Source organism: Bacillus sp. 2175 (genome assembly GCF_057812155.1).
Window position 1 is genome coordinate 4,509,293 of the sequence record NZ_CM173819.1, and the last position, 11,878, is coordinate 4,521,170.

Genomic DNA, 11,878 nt, shown 5'->3' on the forward strand with positions numbered 1-11,878 from the left:
TCTAGGAGGTGTTATATAGTGAAAAAATTAATCGCGATTTTTTGCATCATGTTACTAGCTGTTTTTACTTTTGCTGCTTGTAGTAGTAAAAAAGAAAGTACGAAAGAACAAACTCAAAACATTCGCGTTGGCGAAGTTACCCATTCTCTCTTCTATGCCCCATTATATGTCGGGATTGAAAAAGGATTTTTTAAAGATGAAGGACTAAATATTGACCTACAAACAACAGCTGGTGGCGATAAAACGATGACCGCCCTATTATCTGGCGGAATTGATATTGCTCTCGTCGGTTCTGAAACGTCTATTTACGTTCATCAACAAGGAGCGAAAGACCCTGTCATTAACTTTGCACAGCTTACACAAACAGATGGGACATTTTTAGTTTCACGTAAAAAACTAGACTCTTTTAATTGGAATGACGTAAAAGGTGTTACATTTTTAGGACAGCGTAAAGGCGGCATGCCGCAAATGGTTGGGGAATACGTTTTAAAGAAAAATGGCATTGATCCTCGGAAAGATACGAACTTAATTCAAAATATCGAATTTGCTAATATTGCAAATGCCTTTGCATCTGGTACAGGAGAGTTTGTGCAGCTCTTTGAACCGACTGCAAGCATATTCGAAAAAGAAGGTAAAGGTTATATCGTCGCTTCATTCGGAAATGAATCTGGTACTGTTCCTTATACAACGTTCATGGCAAAAGAAAGTTTCTTAAAGAAAGATAAAGCTGCTGCTGAAAAGTTCACACGTGCGCTCTATAAAGCACAGCAATGGGTTGATACACATAGTCCAGAAGAGATTGCTGATGCTGTTTCTCCGCTATTTAAAGACACTTCGAAAGACATTACAGTAAAAGTAATTGAACGGTATAAAAAACAACATTCTTATGCGACAAATCCACTACTAGATGCGGAAGAATGGAAACAGCTCCAAACGATTATGAAAGATGCTGGTGAATTACAAAAAGAAGTCCCACATGAAGCGCTCGTCAATACAAAAATTGCCGAAAGCGTTATTAAGAAATAGAGGCGAAGTGTATGAGTTTTTTACAAATACGTAACGTTTCTCACTGTTTTTTCGCAAAAGAGAATGCCAAACTTATTCTCGAAGATATGAGCTTACAAGTGGAAGAAGGCGAATTTATTTCTATACTCGGCCCAAGTGGTTGCGGTAAAACAACGCTCCTCTCAATCATTGCTGGACTACTTGATCCAATTGATGGTATCGTCTTTTTAGATGGTGAACCAATTACAACGAAAACTTCATCTATGGGATATATGTTGCAGCAAGATTACTTATTCCCGTGGAAAACAATTGAAGAAAATATTATGCTTGGACTTCATATTCGAAAGATTTATGATGAACAGATGAAAGAACATACTTTAAATCTTTTAAAACAAGTCGGTCTACATGGGGTAGAAGGACAATATCCTCGTGAACTATCCGGCGGTATGCGTCAACGTGCTGCTCTCGTTCGAACGTTAGCAACTGATCCGAAAATTTTATTACTAGATGAACCATTCTCCGCACTCGATTATCAAACGAAATTAAAACTAGAAGAACTCGTTTTCAACTTACTAAATAAATATAAGAAAACATCACTACTTGTTACTCACGATATTGAAGAGGCGATTGCGATGAGTGATCGTATTTATTTACTGCAAGCGAATCCTGGAAAAATCGCAAAAACCTTTATCGTCCCGGAAAGTATCCGTTCTTTATCACCGTTAGAAGCACGCCATCACTACGATTTCCCAGCCCTCTTTCAAGATATATGGAAGGAGCTGGAACGACTTGGATAATATAAAACAACTACATGAACAATTTCGAAAGAAAGAACGCAGGCGTGCTTGGATTGCTCGCTCATTACAGCTTTTACTACTTATTCTTTTCTTTGCACTATGGGAAATAGCTAGCAAAAAAGAATGGATCGATCCTTTACTCTTTAGTTCTCCTTCGAGTATTTGGGATCTCTTCTTAACGAAATGGATCGACGGTTCACTTTGGGTCCACATATGGACGACATTGCTGGAAACAGGAGTAGGCTTCATTCTCGGAACGGTACTCGGTGCTATTATTGCCACATTTCTTTGGTGGATGCCACTTCTAGCCCGCGTACTTGATCCTTACCTCGTCGTCCTAAATGCAATGCCAAAAGTTGCACTCGGTCCAATCATCATCGTTATTTTCGGTCCAAACATTTCATCTTCTATCGCAATGGGAGTAATCATTTCCATCATCATTACCATTCTCGTTATTTACAGTGCATTTCAAGAAGTCGATTCTAACTATATAAAAGTGATGGACACATTTGGCGCAAATAAATGGCAATGTTATAAGCAAGTCGTTCTCCCTGCATCCTTTCCAGCAATTATCTCAACGTTAAAAGTAAATGTTGGTTTATCCTGGGTCGGTGTTATTTTCGGAGAACTTCTCGTTTCCAAACAAGGACTTGGCTACTTAATTAGCTACGGATTCCAAGTCTTTAACTTCACACTCGTCTTACTTAGCGTACTACTCACATGTGTTCTTGCAACTCTTATGTATGTATTTGTTGAGGCATTTGAAAAAATTCTAATTGGAAAAAGAAAAAGAAGCTGACTCAAAACAGTGCGCTATAGTCAGCTTCTTTCTTTTACCTTTTATCACACATTTTCGTTTCATTTGTAATGTTTCCATCCGCAACCGTAACTGTATGGAAACAGTCTTTCACACGTACTGTAACGACATTATCTTTTCGATCTATCACATGATAATCATTAAACTTTTCATTCAAAGCACTACGAATTTGCTCCCCTTCAAAAATCGGAAAACCGTGAGACATTACCCAAATGAGACCAGCAACAGCAAGAATCGTTTTCATACGTTTCATTACCTCCTCGAGAGTAAACTTATAGTCCCTACAACACGCGCATTATAATTGTGTCTAAATTGTGACATTTTTATACTAATTCTATTTTATACCGAAAGTTCCTTCTTCTTTTTAATAAAAATACAGAATTTTCAATTTTATCAACATAAAAAAACGCAAAGAATTAAAAATTCTTCACGCTTTTCTTTAACGAAACTATATCGAAAGCATACCTCACATTAGTCTCCACTTTGTTGTTCTATCGTTTTTGAAACATCATATAATCCCGACAGCACTTCCGCTCTCATTTTTACAAGCTCAGGGAACTGATAGAAGAAAGCAATTTTTTTATATTTTAACTCTGTTCCTTCTTTCACCTTTTTTGAATCTTGTAAAATGAACGCTGTAAATGTATCTGCGATATCCTCCGTTACATTTGTTATTCCATACAGCGATACAAAATCATCATGCTTTTCTTTATAAAATTCAATTTGTGCCTCTTCACTTTCTTCTACTTTCTTTTCTGTCCACTCTTGCTCAATTGGTTTCCAAAATTCATTATAAAATTGGTTAATATACGAAGTTTTTCTCGCACATCCATTTTTCAAGAACACCGTTTTACATTTATTTCGATATGATGAAATGTCTTTCTCTTCATCAAACGCCTCTAAATATTTCCTATCCACTGGTACTTGTTTATGCCCAATCGTTAATACGTGAGCCGTTTCATGAATTAATGTTTTCATCACTTCATCTATATTCACCCCAGAATCGAGCACGTCTAAACTAAGCAACCAATCTCTCGGGTCATCCATACTTGGCATGACATGGGCAACAACGCCGTCATAACCATCCGTTATTAAATCCAACCCTGTTATATTCTCACGATATTTCACTGGAATGAGAGTGCGGTACATGTCCCATAACGTTTCATGATACTCTCTATCTTGCCGCTGGCTTAACAAATCATCTTTTGCTACTTTGTCATCTGCAAAAACTTTATTCAATCTCTTACGATCCAATTTCTCAAAATAAGGATCTACAATTTCATCATCATCGATATAATAAGAAGCTAAAAAGAAGTAATTGTCATCCTCTTCTTTTTTCTGTTCCGCCTCTTTCATATTCATACTTTCATACTCTTCTATGTCATAATCCTCTACTTTTTCAAGTTCTGAAAGTCCCTCTATCTTTTTATATACTTTTTGTAATGTTTTATCTCCTATTTGCGTGCACTCTTCTTCTGTTTTACAAATTTCTTTTTCTTTCGTAACCTCGATAGCACTCTCGCATCCTGCAACTAAACTGCTTGCTATAATACAACACACTAACTTGCCATACAGTTTCTTCATACAATCCCCCATTATTCCATTCTACAAAATATCATAATCATTTTTTTACGAATATGCGATAATTAATTATAAAAACTGCAAGGAGGCTTCCCATGATTCGTGCAATCTTATTCGACTTAGATGGAACACTATTAGATCGGCGCCAATCTTTAGAACAATTTATTTGTGAGCAATATAATCGCTTCGCCTCACATTTGAAGAGCATAGAGAAATCAAAGTATTGTTCTCGATTTCTTGAACTCGATAATAATGGCTATACGTGGAAGGATAAAGTATATGCTACTCTCCTTTCCGAATACAACATTACTACTTTAACGCAAGAACAACTACTACACGACTATATTACAAACTTCCAACATCATTGTATTCCTTTCAAAAACACGCATGAACTACTTCAACAGTTAAAACAGCGAAACATTAAAATTGGTATTATTACAAATGGTTTTACTGAATTTCAGATGAGCAACCTTCGAGCACTACATATACATACGTATACAAACACCATTCTCGTTTCAGAAGCTGAAGGAATTAAAAAACCTCATCCTGAAATTTTCGAACGTGCTTTGCAAAGACTAGATGTGAAGGCAGAAGAATGTCTTTATGTTGGAGATCATCCAGAAAACGATGTGCTTGGTTCTGAACAAGTAGGGATTCTTGGTGTTTGGAAAAAAGATTCGTTTTGGGGGAATTTTAAGCATTCACGTATCGTAGATGATTTGTTGGAGGTGCTTTCGTTTTTAGAGGTGGAGATAAAGTGAAACTTTAATCCGCCCCCACCCGAAAGAAATATATGCAAATAACCAATTCCAAACGACAAAGCAATTATTATAAAAAATAAAGAAAAGTTTAATTTAACCATCGAAACAGTAACAGTCGTTTCTTTTCTTTTATCCATCTTTCCCCTCCTAAAATGTAAATATATCTTTACAAAATTGTATAATATACCCAAAATAATATAAAGATATATTTACATTTATTCTTACATACAAAAAAAAGAAACCGGCTACTTTACTTCGTAAAACAGCCGATTTCTTCTATATGTTTCATCGTACGCGCTAATACGTCATCGCGCATTATAAAGCTAAATTTTCTATTCGTTTTAATGTTGTCAGGAATGTCTTTTAATAAAACAGACCCTTTCGTTTCTTCGTAATGCGTATGTTCTTCTACCGCACTAATTGTTGCAAAATAAATGTTTTTAATGATTATTTTGTCTTTTCCAGATACTTTGTATTGTCCTAAGTAAGTTAAATCAGAAACTATGCCGCCGGTTTCTTCATGAACCTCTCGAACTGCCGCTTCTTCCGGTGTTTCCCCTAGTTCTACTTTACCACCTGGAAATTCAAGACCGCGACGTAAATGATGCGTTAATAACCATTGATCCCCGTACCGGCATACAACCCAAACATGCTTTGGCTCAGGAGAAAATGGATAACGTTCAAACGATAATTGTACAGTGTTGTGGTAATAATCTTTAAATTTGTACATGCCATTACTCCCCTATTGATGGTTACAAGTTTTTCCTACCACAAATTGTAGCATATTCTCGCTTTTCTGCATAATATTATCCAATTACAATCCATTGATTATTCCCATTTGCGCGACTAATTCTTTCGTCTCATGATTTCCTAAATCGTAAATCATTTTATATGCTTTTTGTAGTTGTTCATCATATCGGTCATTATTTGAATCGTGATGATACTCAACAAATGGAACGTGGGAGCGTACAAATGACCCTAAATCTTCTACATATGCTTGATCAAAGTGCTCTCTTAATTCCGTAATTTCCTCATCATTTGCGGAAATCTCAAAATTATACGTATCCGCCGTCTTCACTTGTGAAATTTGACCATTTCCTATTGATATATAATATGTTTTTTTCGTCTCCATGTAACACCCTTCTTTCATCCTTTTATTTTCTATTGTTTTCATCAATTACAAAATTATGTAAAATAAAGAAAAGGAGGGATTTTATGTTCAAAATATTAATTATCGGTATTATCATCGTCCTAATCATCCTCGTACTCTCCATCATGACAATTAATAAAGGCTATGCTTATAAACATTCCGTCGATAAACTAGAAGACAATCCTTATACAAAAAAGAATAAGGAGAATTCCTAATATGCTTCGTATACTTCGCATCATAGTAGCACTCACTGTGATCGTTATGTCGGCAATTGGATTATATACAGGTCAAAATAATTTTTTACCTCTTTCACAATTTCTATTAGGGGCTTTAATGTTTCTCATCGCATTTGAACAAATAAAGAAAAAGGAATTAGCAACTGGATTTATTTGTATTATTGCCGGTGCTTTCATTTGGATAGTTCTCATTATTACCTACATAAAATAGAGGAGGTCTTTTATGCTAAAAGGGGGTCGGATTACTTTATCACTTATTGCCTTATCTATAGCAATCTATGGATTTTTTACTGGTAGTAGAGAAATAATGCCTTATATGTTCATCTTTTTAGGAGGTATGGCCCTCACCATAAGTTTAGAGGAAATATTAAAACGACAAACAGGAGGTAGTCTGCTCGCTCTACTAGCAGGGGCCGCTGCTTTATTTATTGGTTTCACAGAAATATTCTAGTAAATGGTCTAAAGGAGGCTATACAATGCTAACTCTAACTATATTACGGAGTTTTTTAGCATTTCTCATGCTTCTCTTACTCATTCTAAGCACTTATATCCATGTTACCGATAATTTTTCACTTCTCCCATACGTACAATTTATTCTCAGTTGTTTCTTTATTCTTCTAGGAATTAATGAATTGAAATCCGGACGAAAATCAATGAGTATCCCGTATTTTTTCGTTTCCAGTCTCATATTCTTCTTTTTAATATCAAACTACTTTCGTTATATGTAGAATGAAATTTTGACCAATTTAGCATTTATAATTATTTTCTCTCAGTAACTATTTCTTTCTACTTAAGGGGGATTCCATGTTAAAAAACATTCAAATTATAATCGCCACTATCGCTCTTTCTCTCGCCCTATTTAGCTTCTTTGCAAACTTCACTATTCTTTTACCTTACGTGTCTATCCTTTTAAGTATTATGTGTATCCTTTTTGGAATCGATGAAATAAAGAAGCAGCAAAAAGCGAAAGCATTTGTTTATTTTCTCTGTTCTGCCTTTATTTTATATGTTGGAGTATCTAATATATTTTCATACAAAAGAAGAGTATAGTCGCTCTTAGCACAATAAAAAAACTGCCCTTTCACAGGCAGTTTTTCTTTTTATCCAAAAACTTTCTCAAGTTCATCTTTATCTTGGCTTAACCAGAAGTTCATTAAGCGTTGTGCTCCTTCTAAGTCGTGAAGCTTCGCTTGACCACATTGCGTTTCATTTGCAGCCGGAATTTCTGTAATTTGAACCGCATCTTTTAATGTTAGTTCTAATAAATCAATGATTTCTCGTACTGTCGGTGTTCCGCTTACTACAAGATAATATCCTGTTTGGCAGCCCATCGGTGAAATATCGATAATATCAAAGTGCGGATAACGATCAATATATTTACGTAAATTAAATGCTAATAAATGCTCTAACGTATGAATAACATCTGGTTTCATTGCTTGTTTATTCGGTTGGCAGAAACGAATATCGAATTTATTTACAATACCGTCACTACCTACATTGTGAACTCCGCAATGTCTTACATAAGGTGCCTTTACAATCGTATGATCTAATTCAAAGCTTTCTACTGATGGCATACAACATCTCTCCCGCTTTTAATTTAATTCCGTTATATCCAATATGATATAACGGAAATGCACATTAGTAAAGTATTATGTACAGTCGTGCTATAATACTTTAAGAATATGCTGAAAAGGAGACCGTTATGAAACAGATTTTTATTGGGATTATACGCTTTTATCAAAAGTTCATTTCTCCGATGACACCACCAACATGCCGTTTTTATCCAACTTGTTCTCATTATGGATTAGAAGCGTTTCAAAAACATGGTGCATTCAAAGGCTTTTGGCTTACTTGTAAGCGTATATTAAAATGTCACCCTTTCCACCCGGGAGGATTTGATCCTGTCCCAGATAAAAAGGATGACAAAGTAAATTCTTAATTGTCGTAACCATTCACAACTAAATCTAATTTTCCTGTATCAGGATCTATAACAAGACCGTGAACAGGTACTTCTTCCGGAAGTAATGGGTGGTTGCGAAGTACTGATACGCTATGTTCTACACTTTCTTCCACACTAGAGAAACCGCGCAAGAATTGTTCTAAATCGATTCCAGAATAACGAAGCATATCTAATTTCTCTTCTGTTATACCGCGTTCTTTCATTCTCTCAATCGTACTACTTGCTTGAATTTTTGCCATACCACAATCATGGTGACCAACTACACATACTTCATCAGCGCCAAGTTCGTATACAGCGACTAAAATACTACGCATAATACTTCCAAATGGATGTGAAATAACAGCGCCTGCTACTTTAATAATTTTCACATCACCGTTACGCATATTCATCGCTTTTGGTAATAGTTCAACAAGTCGTGTATCCATACAAGAAATAATTACCATTTTTTTGTTTGGAAATTTCCCCGCTACAAACTCTTCATATTTTTTCTCTTCAACAAATTTCTCATTGTACTGCAAAATCTCTTCTAATGACTTCATAGTAAAGGACCCTCTTTTCTCTCGTTTACACTACATAAATAGTGTACCAAAATATGAAAAACTCAAAAAGGATATCGCTTTATAGTAAAAATAAGATATTTTCAGATAATCGACATAATTCTTTCAAAATATACACACATCTTTGTAACAAGTTTCACATACTTTAAACGTATTTTCACTATAAACTGATTGTAGATAATGTAAAAAAGGAGTGAATATTTATTATGTCCGACGTTCTGTTACTGAGTCGTTTTCAATTTGCAATTACTATTTTTTATCACTTTTTATTTGTACCTTTGACAATCGGACTTGTCATTTTAGTAGCATGTATGGAAACTCAATACGCCCGCACATTGAATCCAACATACCGTAAAATGGCAAATTTCTGGGGTAAATTATTTACAATTAACTTCGTAATGGGGATTATAACCGGGATTACGATGGAATTCCAATTTGGAACAAACTGGTCTGAGTACTCCAAATATATGGGAGACATTTTCGGATCCCCTCTCGCAATCGAAGCACTCGTTGCCTTCTTCTTAGAATCTACTTTCATGGGAATATGGTTATTCGGTAAAGACAAAATTTCACCAAAGTTCCGTGCCTTCTGTATGTGGATGGTTGCACTTGGAACAAACATTTCCGCCCTTTGGATTATTACAGCAAACGGCTTTATGCAAAACCCTGTTGGATACGTCGTGCGTAACGGCCGCGCTGAATTAAATGATTTCTGGGCACTCGTTACGAATCCATACGCTTGGAACATGTTCTTCCATACTGTAGTTGGTTGTTATATCGTAGGTGCTTTCTTCGTTATGGCAATTAGTGCTTATCACTTATTACGTAAAAATGAAGTAGAATTCTTCAAAAAATCATTTAAGTTTGGTTTAATGTTAGGCTTATTCGCCGCAACAATTACACCGTTTATGGGACATCAATCTGGTGTATCAGCAGCTAAATATCAACCCGCAAAAGGTGCTGCGATGGAAGCAGTTTGGGAAACTGGAAAAGGACAAGGCTTCTCAATTGTTCAAATTCCTGATGTAAAAAATGAGAAGAACTTTGAATTCCTTACGATTCCAAAACTCGGAAGCTTCTTCTACACAAATTCATTTAATGGCGAAATTGTTGGTTTAAAAGATATTCCGAAAGATGAACGTCCAAATGTTAACCTCGTGTATTATAGCTTCCGCTTAATGGTTGCACTCGGCATGTTCTTTATGGCATTAACTTGGTATGGCTTCTATTTAAACCGAAAAGGAAAACTAGAAAACTCAAAACGTTATTTGAAAATTACAATATGGTCTGTCTTACTTCCTTATATCGCAATTAACGCAGGATGGATTGTCGCTGAAGTAGGTCGTCAACCATGGACAGTATATAAACTAATGCGTACAGCAGAATCTGTATCACCTATATCTGTCCCGCAAATTTGGTTCTCATTAATTAGTTTAATTTTATTCTACACTTTACTTTTAATCGCAGACGTATACTTAATGCTGAAGTTCGCGAAAAAAGGACCTGCCGCATTAGAAGAACCTGCTACTGAGGGAGGTGTAGCTCATGTCTCATGATATGCTTGCAATCATCTGGTTCGGTTTATGGGGCGTGATTTGGACAGTTTACTTCATTCTTGACGGGTATGCACTTGGTAACGGAATGATTTTTCCTTTCGTTACGAAAGATCGACAAGAACGAAATCAATTACAAGAAGCAATTGGCCCGTTCTGGGGCGGTAATGAAGTATGGTTAATTACAGCTGGTGGCGCAACATTTGCTGCCTTCCCAGTCACATATGCTAATATGTTTAGTTATTTATATACACCGTTATTCTTAGTATTACTTGCACTATTTGCTCGTGCCGCTGGACTGGAATTCATGCATAAAGATGATTCACCAATTTGGCAAAAAACTTGTAAATGGGCATTTGCAATTGGCAGTTTCCTAATCGCCTTCTTATTCGGTGTTACATTCGCTAATCTTTATTACGGACTACAAATCGGAAAAAATGGCTATGAAGGAAATTTACTTAGCTTACTAAACCATTACGGTATATTAGGTGGTCTTTTCTTCACTGCTATATTTGTCGTATCCGGTGCCCTTTGGGTCATGATTAAAACGACTGGTGAAGTATCTGATCGTGCTTATAAAATCGCAAGACCATTTTCAATGGCAGCTGCTATTATTTTAGCTATCTTCTATGTAGCAACTGCTAATCGGACAAACTTATTCCAAAACTTTACGGAATATCCGGTACTATTCATTCTTCCAGTACTTGCAATGCTAATGAGTGTACTCGCACTTATTATGGTGTACAAACATAAAATTGGCCTTGCATTCACATTCGTTTGCCTAACAATCGCAATGTTTATGACAACTGGCTTTGCAGGTATGTTCCCAAGAATGTTACCATCTCGTATTAACGATGCATACAGTACAACGTTATATAACGCAGCTGGTAGTCAATTAAACTTAAAAATTATGTTCTTCGTTGCAATGGTTATGGTACCAATCGTTATTGGATATCAGCTTTGGAGCTACAGTATTTTTAAAAATAAAATTCATAAAGACTCTGCTAAAGGGTATCACTAAAGTAAAAAAAGACACTTCGTTTGAAGTGTCTTTTTTTGTACGTATGATTTTCGATAAGATGTTATATTTCTAATCTAACAACTATAATACAGAAGAATCATTAACAGCTCACAGCTAGAGTGTAACATACAACAAACATGTTACTTTATGCAATTTTGCATTTTAAAATTATAACGTTGATTGAATAACTTGATCATACGCATCATTATCCCTTACATCCGCCGTACTAATCCCGCTAAACGTTTGTACTTTCATTCCTGTATTTGATGATCCCGATCCATTATAAGCTTTCGTCTTTTCAATCGGCTGTACGTTATATTTATCCCCTACATTAATTGTTCCATTGCAGTTTTCAATAATAACACCTTCCACAACTGCCGGCATTTTGTCACCCACTTTCATTTCTTTACTTTTATTTTATGAAAATCGCCTAGAAAAAT

The 11,878-nt window shown here is 35.7% G+C and carries 18 protein-coding genes and 1 pseudogene; 11 read left to right on the forward strand and 8 right to left on the reverse strand.

All coding sequences use genetic code 11. From position 1 onward, the window contains the following. The first annotated feature begins 18 nt into the window (after positions 1-18). The 3 genes from ACXKY9_RS23390 to ACXKY9_RS23400 are packed head-to-tail and all read left to right on the forward strand — an operon-like array spanning position 19 to position 2,601. Entirely contained in the window at positions 19-1,026 is a 1,008-nt protein-coding gene (locus ACXKY9_RS23390) for an ABC transporter substrate-binding protein (RefSeq protein ID WP_000733151.1), read from the forward strand. 11 nt (positions 1,027-1,037) lie between these two features. Further along, positions 1,038-1,802 (forward strand): ABC transporter ATP-binding protein, encoded by a 765-nt coding sequence (locus tag ACXKY9_RS23395; protein WP_000009025.1) that lies wholly within the window; start codon positions 1,038-1,040, stop codon positions 1,800-1,802. Then, positions 1,795-2,601, forward strand: coding sequence for an ABC transporter permease (locus tag ACXKY9_RS23400; protein ID WP_000368771.1), 807 nt, complete (start codon positions 1,795-1,797; stop codon positions 2,599-2,601). Before ACXKY9_RS23395 ends, ACXKY9_RS23400 begins: the two co-directional genes overlap by 8 nt. Positions 2,602-2,635: 34 nt before the next feature. Here ACXKY9_RS23400 and ACXKY9_RS23405 read toward each other — a convergent pair whose 3' ends face one another. Together ACXKY9_RS23405 and ACXKY9_RS23410 are read right to left on the reverse strand one after the other, a co-directional pair. Then, the gene (locus ACXKY9_RS23405; protein WP_000849112.1) at positions 2,636-2,863 is read right to left on the reverse strand and encodes a hypothetical protein; all 228 of its coding nucleotides are present in this window, start codon (positions 2,861-2,863) and stop codon (positions 2,636-2,638) included. Between the two features lie 227 nt (positions 2,864-3,090). Next, the gene (locus ACXKY9_RS23410; protein WP_000737830.1) at positions 3,091-4,203 is read right to left on the reverse strand and encodes a hypothetical protein; all 1,113 of its coding nucleotides are present in this window, start codon (positions 4,201-4,203) and stop codon (positions 3,091-3,093) included. 92 nt (positions 4,204-4,295) lie between these two features. On the opposite strand from ACXKY9_RS23410, the gene ACXKY9_RS23415 reads away from it, so the two are divergent. Further along, the gene (locus ACXKY9_RS23415; protein ID WP_000617254.1) at positions 4,296-4,961 is read left to right on the forward strand and encodes an HAD family hydrolase; all 666 of its coding nucleotides are present in this window, start codon (positions 4,296-4,298) and stop codon (positions 4,959-4,961) included. A 14-nt stretch (positions 4,962-4,975) separates the two neighbouring features. Here the strand turns inward: ACXKY9_RS23415 and ACXKY9_RS23420 are convergent. The 3 genes and pseudogenes from ACXKY9_RS23420 to ACXKY9_RS23430 form a co-directional block, all read right to left on the reverse strand. Beyond that, positions 4,976-5,098 (reverse strand): annotated as a pseudogene (locus ACXKY9_RS23420) (DUF3267 domain-containing protein); the annotation flags it as partial. A 113-nt stretch (positions 5,099-5,211) separates the two neighbouring features. Next, a complete protein-coding gene (mutTA, locus tag ACXKY9_RS23425) occupies positions 5,212-5,691 on the reverse strand; it encodes an antimutator 8-oxo-(dGTP/GTP)ase (protein WP_000276385.1) in 480 nt (159 codons plus the stop codon). A gap of 84 nt (positions 5,692-5,775) precedes the next feature. Beyond that, positions 5,776-6,093, reverse strand: coding sequence for a hypothetical protein (locus ACXKY9_RS23430; RefSeq protein WP_000448409.1), 318 nt, complete (start codon positions 6,091-6,093; stop codon positions 5,776-5,778). A gap of 83 nt (positions 6,094-6,176) precedes the next feature. Here ACXKY9_RS23430 and ytzI point away from each other — a divergent pair, with 83 nt between their 5' ends. The 4 genes from ytzI (at position 6,177) to ACXKY9_RS23450 (ending at position 7,397) form a co-directional block, all read left to right on the forward strand. Then, positions 6,177-6,326, forward strand: a complete 150-nt coding sequence (gene ytzI, locus ACXKY9_RS23435) for a YtzI protein (RefSeq protein WP_000472791.1) — start codon at positions 6,177-6,179, stop codon at positions 6,324-6,326. 1 nt (position 6,327) lies between these two features. Further along, entirely contained in the window at positions 6,328-6,558 is a 231-nt protein-coding gene (locus ACXKY9_RS23440; RefSeq protein WP_000944457.1) for a DUF3953 domain-containing protein, read from the forward strand. Between the two features lie 12 nt (positions 6,559-6,570). After that, positions 6,571-6,798: a DUF3953 domain-containing protein gene (locus tag ACXKY9_RS23445; protein WP_000911652.1), complete on the forward strand. Its 228-nt coding sequence runs from the start codon at positions 6,571-6,573 to the stop codon at positions 6,796-6,798. Between the two features lie 353 nt (positions 6,799-7,151). Then, a complete protein-coding gene (locus ACXKY9_RS23450) occupies positions 7,152-7,397 on the forward strand; it encodes a YczI family protein (RefSeq protein WP_000916672.1) in 246 nt (81 codons plus the stop codon). A gap of 50 nt (positions 7,398-7,447) precedes the next feature. On the opposite strand, the gene luxS is transcribed toward ACXKY9_RS23450, so the two are convergent. Then, complete coding sequence (gene luxS, locus ACXKY9_RS23455; protein ID WP_001141371.1) at positions 7,448-7,921, reverse strand: S-ribosylhomocysteine lyase LuxS; 474 nt, start codon at positions 7,919-7,921, stop codon at positions 7,448-7,450. Between the two features lie 128 nt (positions 7,922-8,049). Here luxS and yidD point away from each other — a divergent pair, with 128 nt between their 5' ends. Then, the gene (gene yidD / locus ACXKY9_RS23460) at positions 8,050-8,286 is read left to right on the forward strand and encodes a membrane protein insertion efficiency factor YidD (protein ID WP_000809330.1); all 237 of its coding nucleotides are present in this window, start codon (positions 8,050-8,052) and stop codon (positions 8,284-8,286) included. On the opposite strand, the gene ACXKY9_RS23465 is transcribed toward yidD, so the two are convergent. Beyond that, on the reverse strand, positions 8,283-8,846 hold the full coding sequence (locus ACXKY9_RS23465) for a beta-class carbonic anhydrase (RefSeq protein ID WP_000838164.1): 564 nt from the start codon (positions 8,844-8,846) through the stop codon (positions 8,283-8,285). The two genes, yidD and ACXKY9_RS23465, sit on opposite strands and share 4 nt — an antisense overlap. 224 nt (positions 8,847-9,070) lie before the next feature. Between ACXKY9_RS23465 and cydA the strand changes: the two genes are divergently transcribed. Then, positions 9,071-10,420 carry a cytochrome ubiquinol oxidase subunit I gene (cydA, locus tag ACXKY9_RS23470; RefSeq protein WP_001286194.1) on the forward strand — a complete coding sequence of 450 codons (1,350 nt, stop codon included), beginning with the start codon at positions 9,071-9,073 and terminating at the stop codon, positions 10,418-10,420. Further along, positions 10,410-11,438 (forward strand): cytochrome d ubiquinol oxidase subunit II, encoded by a 1,029-nt coding sequence (gene cydB, locus ACXKY9_RS23475; protein ID WP_000017662.1) that lies wholly within the window; start codon positions 10,410-10,412, stop codon positions 11,436-11,438. Before cydA ends, cydB begins: the two co-directional genes overlap by 11 nt. Before the next feature lie 168 nt (positions 11,439-11,606). On the opposite strand, the gene ACXKY9_RS23480 is transcribed toward cydB, so the two are convergent. Then, positions 11,607-11,840 carry a spore germination protein gene (locus tag ACXKY9_RS23480; RefSeq protein ID WP_002062565.1) on the reverse strand — a complete coding sequence of 78 codons (234 nt, stop codon included), beginning with the start codon at positions 11,838-11,840 and terminating at the stop codon, positions 11,607-11,609. Positions 11,841-11,878 lie beyond the last annotated feature (38 nt).